This is a genomic window from Peribacillus faecalis (assembly GCF_014712675.1).
Taxonomy (GTDB): domain Bacteria; phylum Bacillota; class Bacilli; order Bacillales; family DSM-1321; genus Bacillus_AD; species Bacillus_AD faecalis.
The window spans coordinates 76,719-94,265 of the sequence record NZ_JACXSI010000004.1 but is presented as its reverse complement, the minus strand read 5'-3'; the positions used below and the strand labels follow the sequence as shown (position 1 = coordinate 94,265).

At 36.5% G+C, this 17,547-nt stretch carries 15 protein-coding genes; 12 read left to right on the top strand and 3 right to left on the bottom strand.

The window, feature by feature from the left end:
* Nucleotides 1–131: 131 nt before the first annotated feature.
* The 3 genes from IEO70_RS02805 to IEO70_RS02795 form a co-directional block, all read right to left on the bottom strand.
* Nucleotides 132–542 (bottom strand): DUF3021 domain-containing protein, encoded by a 411-nt coding sequence (locus IEO70_RS02805; RefSeq protein ID WP_190996816.1) that lies wholly within the window; start codon nt 540–542, stop codon nt 132–134.
* Complete coding sequence (locus IEO70_RS02800; RefSeq protein WP_190996815.1) at nt 539–997, bottom strand: LytTR family DNA-binding domain-containing protein; 459 nt, start codon at nt 995–997, stop codon at nt 539–541. The genes IEO70_RS02805 and IEO70_RS02800 overlap by 4 nt, the downstream gene beginning before the upstream one ends.
* Before the next feature lie 222 nt (nt 998–1,219).
* Nucleotides 1,220–2,089 carry a LysR family transcriptional regulator gene (locus IEO70_RS02795; RefSeq protein ID WP_190996814.1) on the bottom strand — a complete coding sequence of 290 codons (870 nt, stop codon included), beginning with the start codon at nt 2,087–2,089 and terminating at the stop codon, nt 1,220–1,222.
* A gap of 174 nt (nt 2,090–2,263) precedes the next feature.
* On the opposite strand from IEO70_RS02795, the gene tcuA reads away from it, so the two are divergent.
* From tcuA to IEO70_RS02735, 12 genes are all read left to right on the top strand, one after another.
* The gene (gene tcuA, locus IEO70_RS02790) at nt 2,264–3,784 is read left to right on the top strand and encodes an FAD-dependent tricarballylate dehydrogenase TcuA (protein WP_190996813.1); all 1,521 of its coding nucleotides are present in this window, start codon (nt 2,264–2,266) and stop codon (nt 3,782–3,784) included.
* A gap of 147 nt (nt 3,785–3,931) precedes the next feature.
* The gene (locus IEO70_RS02785) at nt 3,932–5,242 is read left to right on the top strand and encodes a CitMHS family transporter (RefSeq protein ID WP_190996831.1); all 1,311 of its coding nucleotides are present in this window, start codon (nt 3,932–3,934) and stop codon (nt 5,240–5,242) included.
* Between the two features lie 238 nt (nt 5,243–5,480).
* On the top strand, nt 5,481–6,587 hold the full coding sequence (locus IEO70_RS02780) for an AbrB family transcriptional regulator (RefSeq protein ID WP_190996812.1): 1,107 nt from the start codon (nt 5,481–5,483) through the stop codon (nt 6,585–6,587).
* Nucleotides 6,588–7,204: 617 nt separating this feature from the next.
* Complete coding sequence (locus IEO70_RS02775; RefSeq protein ID WP_190996811.1) at nt 7,205–8,200, top strand: NERD domain-containing protein; 996 nt, start codon at nt 7,205–7,207, stop codon at nt 8,198–8,200.
* Between the two features lie 210 nt (nt 8,201–8,410).
* Complete coding sequence (gene cobT, locus IEO70_RS02770) at nt 8,411–9,460, top strand: nicotinate-nucleotide--dimethylbenzimidazole phosphoribosyltransferase (RefSeq protein ID WP_190996810.1); 1,050 nt, start codon at nt 8,411–8,413, stop codon at nt 9,458–9,460.
* Between the two features lie 275 nt (nt 9,461–9,735).
* The gene (locus IEO70_RS02765) at nt 9,736–9,873 is read left to right on the top strand and encodes a hypothetical protein (RefSeq protein WP_190996809.1); all 138 of its coding nucleotides are present in this window, start codon (nt 9,736–9,738) and stop codon (nt 9,871–9,873) included.
* A 97-nt stretch (nt 9,874–9,970) separates the two neighbouring features.
* Entirely contained in the window at nt 9,971–10,165 is a 195-nt protein-coding gene (locus tag IEO70_RS02760) for a hypothetical protein (RefSeq protein ID WP_190996808.1), read from the top strand.
* 111 nt (nt 10,166–10,276) lie between these two features.
* Nucleotides 10,277–10,801, top strand: a complete 525-nt coding sequence (locus tag IEO70_RS02755) for a hypothetical protein (protein WP_190996807.1) — start codon at nt 10,277–10,279, stop codon at nt 10,799–10,801.
* A gap of 235 nt (nt 10,802–11,036) precedes the next feature.
* Nucleotides 11,037–12,347, top strand: a complete 1,311-nt coding sequence (locus IEO70_RS02750; RefSeq protein ID WP_190996806.1) for a DUF262 domain-containing protein — start codon at nt 11,037–11,039, stop codon at nt 12,345–12,347.
* 3 nt (nt 12,348–12,350) lie between these two features.
* Nucleotides 12,351–14,126, top strand: coding sequence for a DUF262 domain-containing protein (locus tag IEO70_RS02745; RefSeq protein WP_190996805.1), 1,776 nt, complete (start codon nt 12,351–12,353; stop codon nt 14,124–14,126).
* 356 nt (nt 14,127–14,482) lie between these two features.
* A complete protein-coding gene (gene bsh / locus IEO70_RS02740) occupies nt 14,483–15,472 on the top strand; it encodes a choloylglycine hydrolase (protein WP_190996804.1) in 990 nt (329 codons plus the stop codon).
* A gap of 386 nt (nt 15,473–15,858) precedes the next feature.
* Nucleotides 15,859–17,433, top strand: a complete 1,575-nt coding sequence (locus IEO70_RS02735) for an esterase/lipase family protein (protein WP_407948353.1) — start codon at nt 15,859–15,861, stop codon at nt 17,431–17,433.
* Nucleotides 17,434–17,547 lie beyond the last annotated feature (114 nt).

Here is a 17,547-nt window from a genome sequence, read left to right as displayed (position 1 = left end):
CAAGGGCTCAAAAGTCTACAAGCTCGTTATGAATACTTGCGTCAATTATCTTAATTGAACCGCCGTATACGGAACCGTACGTACGGTGGTGTGAGAGGTCGGGGGTTAATCGCCCCCTCCTACTCGATTCCTCATAATTTCTTTAAGTCTTCATTTAATTTCCGTGCTTGATTTTTGAAGTAAAGATAAAATGCAACCCAAAAGATTGCATATACGGCAATGGAGATTAAGATTGTTAACAAGATACTACCTATATTAAATGGAATCCATCCGATTGAGAAGGCTAAGATGAGATATAGGAGCATGACGGTTAAAAAATGAAGAACGGTCTGCCAGATAAGATTCAATTTCCTGTTTTCAAAGTACATTGGACTGACTGTGAAAAACCAGCCACAAAGAATAGAACCTATGGAGTTTTTCAAAAATAAGGATCCATCTATCATTACAAAGTCGCCGAAAAGAATACTTAAATTGGTGATTAACACCGCAATAAAGCCTCCGAAGAAAATACCGATGAAACTACGGATTATAAATGCTTTCATTCTTCTTTCCTCCTATTCAATTTTAGAGCTTCTTTAATGACAGGCACATAGGTACGAGACACGTATTCTTTTTTTCCTGATTTGAAGTAAACGCAGAGAGTACCATTGAATGACGGTTCAAAGCGGTTCAATTGATGTAAATTGGCGATAACTGATTTAGAAAAGCGGATAAACTTTTTAGAGGGGAGTTTGGCCTCTATCTCATATAATTTTTCTTTTAAAATAAATGAATCTGTTTCCGTCACAGCAATTACATGATCGTTTTCAGTATGAAAGTAATGGATATCATCCGGTTTGAGAATATGCTGCATCTCTCCCTTTTTTCCAATAAGGAATTGTTGCTCCTTCCCATTAATGAAGTCAATTATTTCCTGTATGTTTTCATCCAACTCTGCGGCTTCGATAGTAACTCTCGTTTCTTTAAGTGCTTTGTCAATATTAAGAAAAATTTTCAAATTTCGAACACCTCTTTTTTTGCCTAAAAATCTTTCTAATCAAATTCTATGTTAAAAATCCCTTTAAAGTTTCGAAAATCTAGTAAGTAGAAGAAAAATGAAGGGTAAGATGCAGAAAATAGTTGGTGACTTACATAGATGAAATCCATACCCCGATTAAAAAAGGATGCAACATATTAGTCATAAACAATATGTTACATCCTTTCTTGTATTTGTATTTTGCTAAGATATAAGGCCTTTGTATTCTAAAAGAAAATCGATAAAGGCTTTAATCTGTTTTAATTCCAAGGCTATATCACGGTAAATGAGCCATGTATTTCTTACTACATTAGTATGATCTTTTGCTATTAATGGGATGGTGTATAAAGCATCAGATTCTTGAATGCAGATTTCCGGAAGGATAGCGTAGCCTAAGCCGTTTAGGACCATTTGCTTGCAAGTGTCGCTTCGATCAGTTTCCATAGATATTTTCGGCGGGAAAGTATAGGTTTGATTCCACCAATGTTCGATGGTGTTCTTTAGTGACAGATCCGTTTGATAATTGATTCTTGATAGGGAAGGAAGTTCCTGTAAATCAATTTCCCTATTAGAAACGATGCAAATTTTTTCTTCCTTCAATAATGTTTTGTATCCGGGCCAGTCATAATTTCCCCTTATAATGCCCAAGTGTGCTTCTTCTTTTTGAAGCATAAGGTTGATCTCTGAGCTCCAGCCGGTTTTTAGGTTAATCTCGACATTGGGATGGATGTTTAGAAATGCTTTCAGTATAGCGGGAAGTTCGAAGCGCGCAAACATACCTGAAACAGCTAGTCGCAGTGTCCCGGAAATACCTTCGTCCATATTGACAAGTGTCTCTTTTGTTTTCTGTAATTGTGAAAGCATGGTTTGGGCATATTCCGCCAAATATTCCCCTTTTGGAGTGAAATCAACCCCCCTGTTTCCTCTAGTTATGATTTTCATATTAAACTCTTTTTCTAATTCTTTTATGCGATAGGTCAGAGCAGGCTGGGAGATGTATAGTCGTTGCGAAGCTTTTGTTATGTTTTTTTCTTCCAGCAATGTGGATAAGATATGCCAGTCTTTTTCGTTCATATCAGCCTCCTGAACAACTTGTATCCTTTTGTAAATTTTACCAAAGTATAGGCAGATATAAAACTATTTTATGGATTTCAATAAAAATACAGTATTTTTCTAAATGTCATGTACGGGTATATGATTTATATATACTTTCAAATTAGCTGAAAAATTTTTCGGGAGGGATGGAAAATGTCAAATAAACGAAAATATGAGGCATCCTATGATGTAGTTGTAGTTGGGGCAGGAAACGCAGCTTTATGCGCGGCTATTTCCGCGAAAGAACAGGGAGCGAGTGTGCTAGTTTTAGAACGTGGTCCAATTGAGAAGCGAGGCGGCAATTCTTTCTTTACAGATGGGGCCATTCGTGTGGCGTATGATGATTTAAAAGCGATAAGAAAATTAATTCCGAATATGACGGATGAGGAAGCTGATTTAATTGTGATGCCGACGTATACGGAAGCTGATTTTTACAATGACTTGATGCGCGTTACGGATGGAAGAAGTGATCAAAGTTTGGCAAATCAGCTTGTGTCCAAATCTTATGAAACGATGATGTGGATGACGGATCAGGGAGTTTCGCTTGAGTTAAATTATGATAATCAATCTTTTGAACAAGATGGTAAACATCATTTTTGGGGAGGCTTACCTATAAAGATAGTGAACAAGGGAGTAGGTCTAATACAGCAACTATTCTCGCGGGCAGAAGAACTAGGCATCGACATTTGGTATAAGGAGCGGGCGACAGGGCTGGTTTCCGAAAACGGGCAGATTACAGGGCTGATCATTGAACAAAAGGAGGAGCAACTAACAATTCAGACTTCGAGCGTGATTCTGGCATGCGGCAGCTTCGAAGCGAATAAGGAACTGAGAGCGCAATATATCGGGGAAGAGTGGAATGCAGCTATAGTCAGGGGAACGGAATTCAATACAGGTGATGGAATTTCTATGGCATTGGCAGTAGGGGCACAAAAGTACGGAGAGTGGTCAGGCTGTCATTCTATTGGAACCGATTACAATGCACCTCGAGTAGGGGATTTTACGAAACCGGGGGATATATTTAAGAAGCATTCGTATCCGTATAGCATCATGTTGAATCAGGAAGGCAAACGATTTGTGGATGAAGGGGCAGATTTCAGGAATTATACGTATGCGAAATATGGGCGTGAAATCCTGAAACAACCAGGCCATGTTGCATACCAAATCTACGATTCACAAGTACGTCATTTGTTGCGAAAAGAATATGACTTAGAAGAGGCAACTTATTATCAAGCAGATACTCTGGAAGAGCTGGTGAAATTACTTCCGGTAGATCAACAGCAATTTATGCAGACAATCCAAGAATATAATGAGGCAGTTGAGGATGGAGAGTATAATCCAACAGAAAAGGATGGCAAAGGCACAAAGGGCATTTTGCCACCGAAGTCGAATTGGGCGTTGCGTATTGAAAAAGGACCATTCTATGCTTTCCCGGTAACTTGCGGCATTACATTCGCTTTTGGAGGATTGCACGTGGATAAAGAAGGGCGCGTCTTAAATAAGGATAGTGAGCCTATTAATGGTCTATTTGCAGCAGGAGAAATGATTGGCGGGATTTTTTACGGAAATTATCCGGGAGGTTCAGGTTTGATGTCCGGGTCTGTTTTCGGAAAAGTGGCGGGTGCTTCGGCTTCCCAGTACGTTATTGAAAATAAAGAAATAGTAGCAAAATAGTTTATATTTGCGAGAAGGCATATATTGCTAAACTGGGTAAAAAATCGCCGTTTAGCAATATATGCCAAAATTTAATGAACGAATCTCAGATATTTATTACAACCTGAATAGAAAGCGGTTTCATTATAAAAGAGGGAGGCGCTGCTTATTTTAGCTGTAATAGGTTTTTCGATGATAGCTGTTTTCACATTTCTCATTATGTCAAAGAGAATGTCGCCGATTGTCGCTTTAATGATTATTCCTTTGCTGTTTGCAATTATTAGCGGTTTCAGCACAGAAGTTGGAGCGATGATGCTAGAGGGTGTTAAGCAAGTAGCGCCGTCTGCTGCTATGTTATTATTCGCCATTTTATATTTTGGTATCATGATTGATGCGGGACTCTTTGATCCTCTTATTACAAAGATATTGAAGATTGTAAAGGGAGATCCGGTTAAGATTGTGATGGGTACGGCTGTGTTATCCCTCTTGGTCGCTTTGGATGGTGATGGGACGACAACATATATGATTACTGTTTCAGCTTTCTTGCCATTGTATAAGCGAATGGGAATGAACCCCCTCATTTTGGCGACAGTTGCGATGCTTTCTCTAAGCATTATGAGCAGCATGACACCTTGGGGAGGGCCGGCAACAAGGGCTATCGTTTCTTTAGGGATTGATCCATCGGAGTTTTTTGTACCGCTTATACCGACAATGCTTATTGGGGCTGTATGGGTCTTATTTGTATCTTTTCTCCTGGGTAAAAAAGAGAGCAAGAGAATAGGAGTTGTCGAGATACAACGTAAGCAAGGTGATTATCAGGCTATTTTGGAACAAGCAGCGGCTTTAAGTGAAGATACAGTAATTCGCAGGGATAAGTGGTGGATCAACTTAATATTGACTGCTGTATTGATGATTGTCCTTGTTTGGGGGATTTGGCCTGTTTCCGTACTATTCATGATTGGTTTTGGCTGTGCGTTAATGATTAATTATCCAAGCTTGGAACAACAAAAAGAACGAATTATTGCGCATGCAGGAAATGCTTTAACTGTTACCGCATTGGTGTTTGCAGCAGGGATCTTCACCGGCATCCTGTCCGGGACGGGAATGGTGGGGGCAATGGCCACGTCGCTTATCAACTTAATACCGGATTCTTTCGGCTCTTTCTTTCCTCTTGTTGTTGCTGTGACAAGCATGCCTTTCACTTTTGTTATGTCGAATGATGCATACTACTTTGGGGTACTCCCGATTCTCGCTGAAACTGCCGCGTCATATGGAGTGGATCCAATAGAAATTGCCCGTGCCTCGGTTTTAGGGCAGCCTATACATTTATTGAGCCCATTAGTTGCCTCCACGTTTTTATTAGTTGGAATGGTGAATCATGACTTAGGCGATTACCAGCGTTATGCATTTAAATGGATGTTTTTCACTTCAATAGTATTAATCCTTCTAGCTTTTCTTACAGGCGTTATATCATTTTAGTTAGAGATACACTATAACAATGTGTTAAAGTGTTATTTTATTAAATAGAAAACACTATAGTGATAGTTGTTATGTTATTTACAAAATACTTCATGAAGTCCTCTTCACTAATTATGGGGGCTTCATTTTCTATTTCATCAAAAGAAGGATTTACGGACGAAATATGCAAAGTATTAAGTAATAGGCTAGGAAATAACAGCTTGCTGTTTTATAAAATTTAAAATAAAGAAGGGATTGTATGAAAAGATGGAGTTCCATTAAAGAGAAGAGTGCTCAGCTTGGTGCTTCTTTCATCGCAGCTTTTATAGGGGGGTGGCTTTTTACATTGATTCATGCGCCAATCCCTTGGCTTCTTGGTCCTATGACTGCGCTGCTCTTGGTATCACGTATTAAGAATATGACGTTCATTTGGCCCAAAGCCTTGAGAGATACAGGTTTAGTAATTGTCGGCTATTCAATCGGGTTGTCTTTTACATATGAGGCGTTTGCTGATATTGTCAAACACCTGCCCTCTATGTTGCTGCTGACTTGCTTTATTATTCTTATGTGCTCTTTTGTAGCTTTCTTAGTATCGAAAATATCAGGCATTGATTATCCGACTGCGCTCACAAGCAGTATCCCGGGGGGACTGTCACAGATTGTTGTGTTCGCTGAAGAGGTGAAGGCAATCAACATAACTATTGTGACATTCTTTCATGTTACTAGAGTCATATTGGTAGTTTTCTTATTTCCATTCCTTGTTTTTAATTCGGCATTTACAGGAGAAGAAGCTGCAACTGTAAACGCTCTTTCACAATGGGATGGCTTATTTCCAGGTATCTTCTTTTTTGTGGTTATTTGTGTAATAGCGGCTAAGCTCGCGAAAAAATGGAGGGTGCCGGCCCCGTTTTTCTTAGGCCCTGTATTTGCGGTAATGATATTGACTTTGTCTGGATTGGAAGGCCCTGAACTTCCGGCGGAATTATTGGATGTTTCTAAGTTTTTAGTTGGAGGATACATAGGATGTTTATTAAAAACGGAGAAATTAGTTAATAAGAAAAAATTGATTCCATTGGCGGTATTTAGTAGTGTTCTTCTTATATGTACGACATTAGCTTGTAGCATCTTCTTGGCAAATCTACATAACCTCTCTTACATTACAAGTTTTCTGAGCTTAGCGCCAGGCGGCATGGATCAGATGGGGATTATCGCTCATGAAGTGGATGCTGACTTATCAACAGTAGCCAGTTTCCAATTGTTTCGGATGCTCTTTATTTATATATTGATCCCGCCAATGCTGAGGTTGGTGTTGAAATGGAACGACAAGAAAATAAGTAATAAGGACATCCGGACTAATGCAGATTGATAGATAAGTAATTTATAATTTTGATAGTGTAAAGCTCTTTTCTCTTGTACTTTAAGGGATTAGGGTTTTTTGTTTTGGCTTACAATTGACCTTGTTTTACTAATGAAACTTTTAAATACTTTGAATTGCTTTGCAGTTTTTTGAATAATTAGCAAACCATACTAATAGGGATGGGTTCAGTAGTTCAAACTCAGTGGAAATCATTATATCGGGTAACCGCAAGTACAATTGTGGTAATGGGGAAACGGATTGTTTAATGTGAAAAATAGGACTATTGATATAGAGTAAGTGGTATAATTTAACTTGTTTGTAATATAATTCAATTAAGATGAAGGGGAGGTTTGGTTTTATAATTTGTAGGTAATTATCATTTCGCAGGCTTGTCGGAGAACTAGAAACAGGAATATTTTATAACACGTTGCATTATTATCCTGCGGCAAATTCAGAAGATAACCCACTTGTTGGTGAATATTCAGGCACTATTGAATATAATCCAATGTAATATACCCGGAAGAAATACCTTAAAAGTATGAATGGAGGTTCAAAATATGGAGTATAAATAGGTAGGATTTTTAAAGAGAGCTGCTAAAGCACTTACTGATAAGGAAAAGCTTAAAATGCCAATACTAGTGAAGGAAGTGACAGACGGTTTTAAAACGATAGAACAATATAAAAAAGAAATAGCAAGCGCAATAGATGAAAAACAAAAAAAATCTCTTAGCGAAAAAGTAAAACTATTAGAACTTGGTTTAAAAGGTGAACAAAGCGTTCTATTTGAGTTGCAAAATTCATTTCTTCCCATCCATATACTTCATGATGTCCGAATTATATATAAAGAGTTAAAATGCCAAATGGATTTTGTAGTTTTAACAAGGAAATTTATTTTAGTTGTCGAGGTGAAGAATTATTTTGGAAATATCTTAGTTAACGAGAAAGATGAATTTATTCGACAAGTGTATAAAGGAAGCAAACTAACCTTTAGCGAAGGTTTTTATAGCCCAATACGGCAAGTTGAAAGACAGGTAGAAGTATTCGAGGCTTATTTGAGAGAAATGGGGGCAATTACCAAAACACCAATAAAAAGCGTAGTTGTTTTTACAAATAATAAAACCGTTATAAATACGAAAAAGGCAAGCGATCATGTAAAAAGTAAAATAATACGGGTAGACAGTTTAATAGAATACATAAAACGGGAACTTAAAAAAACATCTCCAGTATATTTCTTAGATAATCGTATGAAAGAAATCAGTGACTATATTAAGGCTTCACATTTTGAATTCATTGATGACGAGACTAATTTAGTTGAAATGAAATTATTAGAAGAAACGATAAGTAGCCAAAATGAAAGTAATGAACTGATTGGATCTTCCAAAACGAATGATAATAATTTAGAAGAAGTATTGAAACGATTCCGGATGAAGCTGGCAACTGAACAAAATGTAAAAGCATTTCACATTTTTAATAATAAGACATTGGAAGAACTGATTTTAAAACAACCATGTAGCTTGGATGATCTAAAAAACATTAGTGGAATTGGAGAAATGAAAATAAAGTCCTTCGGTGAAGAACTCGTTGGGATTATTCAAAAATACATAGATGTTGATACACGTTGAATAGATTGAATATAATGAAAACTGCACGAAAATACGGTACAATAAATTGATTATATTTCTATACTAATATCTTTCAATATGAAGAGATGCAAAGTGATGAAACCTAATTTCGCAGGGAAAGGTAACTGATTTTTCAATTAAGGCGGCAGGCCAAAATAAGGATGTTATGTACATTAACAAACAATACAACAAAGTGATAGGAGAATGATTATGAATATTAATTACGAGCAAGTGATAAAAAATATTACGCCGGTTAACAAAGAGGTCGGACAGGCTGCAATGGCACATATCAATAATTTGACGAAACCGCTTGGCAGTTTAGGAGAATTAGAGAATGTTGCCGTTTCAGTAGCTGAGATTACAGGCGAGGAATTTCCTGTTGTTTCGCCACCGGGGGTTATTGTTTTTGCAGCGGATCATGGAGTGGCAGAACAAGGCGTTTCGGCTTATCCGCAAGAAGTAACAGCGCAAATGGCTATCAATGTTTTACATAACGGAGCCGGTATTAATGTCTTTACGAATGCCATCAATGGTTTAATCAGAGTAGTTGATGTCGGCATTAAGACGGATCTTTCAGAAGAAGGCCTAATTGTTAATAAGATTGCTTATGGAACAAAAAACTTTGCAAAAGAAGTAGCAATGACAAGAAGTGAAGCGATTGCTTCGATTGAAGTTGGTATGAGAGCAGCGAAAGAAATCATTGATAGCGGTGCTAAATTGTTAATCGTCGGTGAGCTTGGTATCGCTAATACAACGGCAAGCAGTGCGGTTGTGGCAGCTATTACGAAATCTGAAGTCCGCTCCCTGGTCGGAAAAGGAACAGGGGTAGATTCAAAGGCTCTAGAGCATAAAATTAATGTTGTTGAAGAAGCTTTACAATTACATAAGCCTAATAGTGAAGACGGGCTGGATGTTTTACAGAAAGTCGGAGGATTTGAAATCGGTGCAATGGCAGGCGCTATGTTGTATGCAGCATCAAGAAAGATTCCAATTTTATTGGATGGTTTCATCTGTACGGCAAGCGCTTTGATCGCATCAAAATTATCACCGAATGTTGCCGAATATATGATTGGCGGTCATCAATCGGTAGAACCGGGTCATCGTGCAGCATTAGCTGAATTAGGTAAAAAGCCGTTAATCGAATTGCAGCTTCGCTTAGGTGAAGGAACAGGTGCAGCACTCGCTTATCCGATTGTAGAATCTGCTACGAAGATGATGAGGGAAATGGCGACTTTTGAGAGTGCGAATATATCAAAATAGTTTAGTGACTGCTTGTAGATGCAGTGCGGAAGTGAAAGGAAATAGAGGTTGCCCCATCGTATATTTGCGGTGGGGCAATTTTTAATTATAGGATTGATAAATAGTAAAATCTGAACTTCAATCGCATTTAATTTAGTATATTCCCAACGTTTTATCGAAGAAATAGCTAAAATAAACTTTATGGAAACAATAAAAAAGTCGAGGTCCCAATTCCGTTCATTCACGGAACGAAGGATGTTCATGTACACGGTAAGCTTGTGGAGGAATATTTTGATATGCTCGAAGCGGAAATAGGAAAGCAACTTATATGGGTTAATCGCTCCTCCCATTTATTCCATCCGGATGATGCAGCCTTGATTGAACAGTATCTTATTCAGTTTGTAATTTCTGTTCGTGATTTAAGGTGGCAATAATAATGTAGTTTTAAAAATTATAGAAGATTAATTTATATATGGGCTAATCGTGGTAAATACATAGTATAAGTCCAAATCAAGTGAGGGGATGAAAATCTTGAAAGGCTTAGCAATCTTCAAAAAACAGTTCTTTATTGTAACATGCGGACTTTTGGTTTTAGGCTTAGTACAGTCGGCAATTGCGAGGCATCAGCTGCTTCCAACAACGGAAAAGGAACAGTCAATGGTAACTACTATGGATATACCCAAAGTAATGGTAAGCACAAAGGTCTTCTTAAGTAAGGGAAACTAATAGAGAAAAACGGATGGCTTATTCCGTGGATGCAATAAACGTATTGATTATCACGGACAACATCTTGGAGTCTAATAGAGATAAACCTTATAGAGGTTTTGGAGGATAGCTATGGAAAAGAAAAAAGTTATTCCAACATGGGTAGGGATTGTAAACTTAATATTGGTATTAGGAAGTATGGCTTGGACAATATATTCAATGCTTTATACAGAAGTTCAAGGACATGAAATTGAATCAATGATTATTCATGCATTAACATTAGTGCTATTATTTATGGCTTTATTATATTGTGTAATGGGATATAAGAATAAATCAAATTTATTTTTCGATTGTGTTGTTTACTTATACACTGGTGTAGTATTTGTTACATCTTTACTTGTAAGAGAAGGACCAATATTTCTTCTAATTATTAGCAATTTATCATTTGGAATTTTAAGTATTCTTGCAATTGCTAAAGATATTGGAAAGAAAAAAAGTTTTATTCTTTGTAGAATCAATGTATTACTTGCATTAGTACGTATTATTGCTTATGTAGCAGTAGTTCGTGAATTTCCAGGAGGTATGTTTGGTAATTTCTTATTATCAATCATTCTAGGAATTATGGTTTATACAAAATATACAGAAAAAGCTAAATAAAATTTTAAATTTTTAGGTGTTCATTAGAACACCTTTTTTCTAATTATCTTCTTTTTGCTCTACGTTTAGTATATGTTGCTTTAACATATTTCCAATATAATTCAATATACAGGATATGGCTAGTTATCTTCTTTTTTATCTAAATCGATAGAGTAAATATTCACAATGAATTGAGGAGTGATATATCTATCTAATGATATAATTGTTGTAATACTTGGTTCGAGGGAGAAAGGCTATGGCATTAATTGAAGAAGAACTACGAATTGTGAAAATCCAAGAATTGCTCGATAAAAAACTAACCTTGCCATCATATCAACGCCCATATAGTTGGAGTGTTCACTCAACAAACACATTGTTTTTAGACACCTATGGTGCATTTAAAGAAGGTATAAATGAATATCGACTTGGTTCTGTTATTTTGCATAAGGAAGTGAATGAAGCAGGTGCAAAGTATAACATTGTTGATGGTCAACAACGCTTAACAACTTTGTCGATCTTGATGTACTGTCTAGGTGACTTGACACAAAGTCTACTTCAAGAGAAATACAATAAATTGTCCAATGACGCCATTGTAGTGAATTATAGGATCTTAGCTAAGCGTACTGGTGAACTGGATAAAGATGAACTTGAAAACTATAAAGAATATCTTATGAATCAATGTACGACAGTTCAAATTGTAACCGATAGTGAACAAGAAGCTTTCCAATTCTTTGATTCACAAAATTCTCGAGGAAAAGAATTAGATCCACATGATTTATTGAAATCCTATCATTTGCGTGAGATGGTAAATGATGATGAGCATGTCAAAATGAAAATAATTAATAGTTGGGAAGATTTGAGTCAGAACGATCTTAGAGATTTATTTAGAAATTACTTATACCCTGTGACACAATGGTACAAGCGTAAGGAAGGACTAGGTTATTCATCAAGCAAAATTGATGCCTTTAAGGGAATTAAAAGCTCTAATGTTTACAATTATGCTATCTATCATAAGGCAAGTAATTTATTTATAGAACAGTTCAATGCTAGTGGAAGTAACGAGCTGTTATCATCAAATGAGTTAAATCAGTTTCAGTTGACGCAACCATTGATTGCAGGAAAGCGATTTTTTAACTATACAGTGCATTACGGAGAGTTGCTTGAGAAAGTCCAAAAGGTGATTAATCAGTTTCATGATGAAACCGAAGTGCCAAGCAAACGATCTGGAGATATTTACATTAAGCAGCTGTACGAATGTGCGTTACTTTTCTTTGCTGACAGATTTGGAATAGATAGTCTTACGAAACCAGTATTACAGCAGTTTTATTCTTGGAGTTACTCATTACGACTGTCTATGAATGCTGTGTATCCACAAACCATTAATAAATATGCTAGAGGAAGTCACGAGCGAATTAATGCAGGACTTGATATGTTTTCAAAAATTAGTGAGATGATGGAACCTGAAGAATTGAAACTAATTGTTTTAGAACGACCAGAAGTGGATGACAAGAATATAGAAAAATACAAACAAATATACGAAAAGCTTTGTACTTTGAATAGGTGGTAGAGAATGGCTAGTGAACTGAAAATAATACCTGTTTATGATATTTTTATGAAATATAACTATATAGTGCCAATCTATCAAAGAAATTACGCTTGGGAAGAAAAGCAAATAGAACAGCTGATTGAGGATATTGATGGAGCGATTGGCCAAGGAAAAGAGAACTATTTTTTAGGGAATTTGATTGTAAACCAAACCGACAATAATCTATATGAAGTGATTGATGGACAACAACGATTAACCACTCTTTATCTTCTCGAAAGATTTCTTGGGTTGCCATTCGCGAAAGCAGCTTTAAAATTTGAAGCGCGCGAAAAATACGCAAGAACGTTAGCTACTGTGAGTGAATCTGCTGGCAATGATTTGTTGGAAGAGTTGACTGCAAAAGAGATTACTAAAGGATTTCAAATTATAAATGACTACTTTAACAATAAAAAGCTTGATAAAACTGAATTCGTTTCAAAGTTGAAGCAAGTATTTTTGATTAGAGTTCAAGTACCACAAAATATTGATTTGAATCATTACTTTGAAATCATGAATACACGTGGTGAGCAGTTAGAATTGCATGAAATTGCGAAAGCGAAACTTATGGAAGTCTTAACGAACAGTGATGAGAAGAATGCGGCAGCAGAGATTTGGGAGAAGTGTTCTGACATGAATTCATATGTACAGATGAATTTTGATGCATCCGTACGCAAGAAGTTGTTTACTAATGATTGGAGTAGTTTACAAAATACATTGCAAGACTTCGATGCAGTCAAAGATAAGATAGCGGGTGATGGAGACAATTCTAATAAAAAGACCTTACAGGATATACTCGTTGAAAATAAACTATTGAATTTAAACGATCCAAGCAAAGGTAATGATATGGAAAATGAACGATTCGAATCAACGATTTCATTTCCAAACTTCTTACTTCAGGTCAATGCTGTAGTACGTGAATTAGGAGAAGAGGATTCTAGTTTAGACGATAAGAACTTCTTAGATAATTTATCCTGGTCTTGGTCAACAGCTGAAAAAGCAAAAGAGTTTTTATTTTATTTGCTTAAATGCAGAGTTTTATTTGATAAATATATTTTAAAACGCGAATTTGCACGTGATTATAAAGAATCCGGAAAATGGTCACTTCAGCGTTTGGAAAAATACACTGATAAAAAAGGGGATAAGCCTAAATACGTTGGCACATTTGGCGATGAAGGCAGCACGAATAAGCAGCTTCGAACATTACAATCGGCGTTACGTATCACCTATACGTCACCCAAAACAATGCATTGGATTACTTTACTATTAGCTGAATTGTTAAAGAACGAATCTGTAAATTTGATTCGTTTACTTGAAGGATATTGCAAGGAAAAAGTTATTGCATCTGATTATCGAAATTGTAGTGATTTTGGATTTGAAAGAATTGTATTTTCATATTTAGATTATTTGCTCTATCGTGATGGTTACAGTTTTGAGGGGAAAGAGATAATATCACCATTGCGTGATGATTGGCAGTTCCAATTCAGAAGCTCAATTGAACATTTCTATCCTCAACATCCAGATGCTACTGAAGTGTGGGATAGTGAACATTTAAACTGCTTTGGAAACTTGGCTTTGATTACCGTTTCAGGGAACTCTAAGTTTTCTAATATGCCGCCAGAAGGTAAAATTCAATATGATTCCATTATTAGTCAAAGCTTGAAGCTGAAAATTATGAAAGCGATGATCAACGGGGATACTTGGACAAAAGTCAAAGTTGAAAAACATCAGCAGGAAATGTTCCGAATTCTGGAAAATGATTGACATGGACTGTATTTATGCAAAAGTACTGAATAAAAGGCAATTCTTGAATTTGACAGGGTATAGGTCGCTTGTTCACTTTTCAGGAAGCTCCAATCTTTTGTGTTGCAAGGGATTGGGGCTTTTTTTGTTTATTATTTGAAACATGGTACCAGTATTTCTAAACTGTCTCCTTTAACTTCTATAACTTGAATGAATCGAGCTAAAATTGATGGGATAATATTAGTCATACGTTTTTAAGTTTGACTTAACAATAGCTTGTATAAAAATTAAAAAACGCAGCAAAATATAGTTGGATAATAAGAGGTTACAATTGGATATCTGATCTTTTTAATAAGATGAAAATGAGGTGAGCCAATATGTGTACAGGCTTAAGTATTCAATCACAAGAGGGCAAGTGGTTTTTTGGAAGGAATATGGATTTGGCATATTATTTTAATCAAGCAGTCATGATTATGCCAAGAAATTATCAATATCAAGATAAAGTAACGGGTAATACGGTAGCGAATAAGCGTGCTATTATTGGAATCGGAACGGTCATTGACGACCATCCTGTTTTTGCCGATGCTATGAATGAAGTTGGTCTAGCCTGCGCAGGATTAAACTTTGAAGGGTATGCATACTTTGAGAAAGAGCCGATTGAAGGTAAAAATAATATTGCGCCCTACGACTTTATACAATGGGTATTATCCAATCATGAAACGATAGAAGAAGTTAAACAAGGTATTGAGCATTTAGAACTTGTTTATCGTCCAATTAATGATCAAACACCTGTTTCAATGCTTCACTGGATGATTGTTGATAAGACAGGGAAATCTATCGTCGTAGAGAAAACAAAAGACCGCTTAGCTGTACATGACAACCCCATGGGAGTGATGACCAACAACCCTACATTTGATTGGCATCTAACGAACTTAAATGAGTATTTGCATCTAACACCGACTTCTCCAAAACAAACTAAATGGGGTGAGCATACGTTAAACGCTTTAGGCGTTGGAGCTGGAACCATAGGTATGCCAGGTGACTTTGCTTCGGTTTCTAGATTTGTAAGGATTGCTTATATTCGCTCACATATGCCGAAAATTGAAGGCGATGTACAAGCCATCACACAATTTTTCCATATGCTAGACTATGTGAAAATGGTTAAAGGTGGTGTCCTTACAGATGAGGGATTAGAAGACTTAACAACTTATTCTTCTTGTATGGATCAAGAAAAAGGCATTTATTATTATAAAACTTACGAAAATAATCGTATCAATGCAGTAAATATGCATAAGGAACAACTAGAGGGAACAAATCTCAAATTTTTTAAATACCTTACAGACCAGGATATTAACTATCAGAACTAAATCCATTAAGGTTGATGAAGGGTTAAAATAATATGACCAAACATTTTCAAAAAGTACCCCATAGGATAGTGACTTAAAAAAGTCTATCTTATGGGGTACTTTTTGTTATTTCCATTTCATATTCGCAGACGTCCAGAACAATAGTACAACGAACAATGGAATCTATAGGATTAGAGAATTAAGAATACTAAGAGTTAAGTTCTACATATAGAACAACCTGTTCGTTCTATTATCTCATTTTATAAAAAATAGCTTTCAAAAGAGCCTATTTATCATACACTTATGCTAGTAATGTCATTCATAGTCTTCTTGGGAGATAGTAGATTTAAAAAAACTTTATTTTTAGAAGGGAGAATTGCTTTTTGAAGAAAAAGTTAAGAAGATTCATGATTTCTCTGTTGATTATCCCGTTTATGTTATTAATTTCTACTGTGCCAATTTCAGCGACTGTAATCTCGCCTACTGGAAAGTTGAAACCTCCGTCAGAATCATTTACTCCGGGTCAATGGTTTCTTGGCAGCAAGCCCCCTAATTATATTTCATCCAGACCTCCGATTGTTTTTGTACAAGGTAAAAATGGTAGTTCCACGAGTTGGTATGGCGAAACAACCTACCACGGCGTTAATGATATGTATACTAAGGCCTATGAAGCAGGATATCAGACAGTCTTTGTTCAGTTGCATGACGCAGCAGGGAATGGTTCGTCAAATCAATATAGAAACGGACAATTGCTTGCCTCTATGCTTGGGCAAATTAGCCGCCATTTCAATGGACAAAAAGTAAATATTGTTGCCCATAGTAAAGGTGGTCCAGATACACAGGCAGCTCTTGTTCATTATGGCGCTCATCAGTATGTTGGACGAGTTATCACACTCGGGTCTCCACATCATGGGTCAAATTTAGCAGACTTGGCATATAGCTGGTGGGCGGGATGGTTAGGATCGCTACTTGGACAGAATGATGAAGGAACATTTTCATTGCAAACTGGTCAAATGGCACAGTTCCGTTCCGTTACCGACAGCCATGCTAATTCACGCAAAAATAAATATTACACAGTTGCTGCATCGGATACAGGTCCAACATTATCCGCATTAGCAATGGGAGGCGCTTATTTATCTTCTTATGGTGCTAATGATGGATTAGTCAATGTATGGAGTACGAGGCTGCCTTATGCTACTCATCTATTTACCGACGCAAATCTGGATCATGACAATATTCGTAAAGGAACTCCCGTATTTTCAAGAATTGAACCATATTTACGAACCGCTTCTATAGCGGGTGTATCAAATGTGCAGAATGAATCAGAAACAGATGAAATGATGAAAACAGTAGCTTCCCACTATATTCATGGAGGGGCTTTAATTCAAAATGATTGGGTGGAACAAAGTTTTTCTATCGATCATTCAACTGCTGGTAATATTACCATACTCACTGCCTCGGAAAGTGTTGAAGTAGAAGTTATTTCTCCAACAGGAATCATAAGTAGAGGTAATGCAATAACGAAGTTCAACATGGATGACTCGGGAATGTTCACTGGTGCAACTTCGTACACTTTTTCATCTACTAATATGGAGGCTGGCAAATGGACAGTGAGAATGAAAACATCTGCAGCGGATGATGCATATTTGCTTTCAGCTCAATACAAGGATACAAATTCAGTTATTTTAGAAATGCCGGGAATGGTTAAAGAAGAGGATGCAAAATTCACTTTAAAAATGCCGCTACATGCAAATGTTAATACAAGCCAAACAAGCGTCACAATCCACCTTATTGATCAGGAGGGAAATGAAATCGGTCAACCAACGATTATTAATAATATAAATTTAGCTTCATTTTCGGGCGTTTTACCGAAAGTACCCCAATCTGGCGTTTACAATATGACCATAGATATTGAAGGGAAGAGCTTGAATGGTATGGATTTTAATAAAACAATAATCCGTTCTGTTTATATAGATAAATAAAGCAATGCACAAAATCACCTTTGTCGATTGTATATTTTTACATTCTTCACAAGAAACTTCTTCCGAAAACAGCTATTTTAAAAGCCGCAAGTCCTTGTGTATCAAGAACTTGCG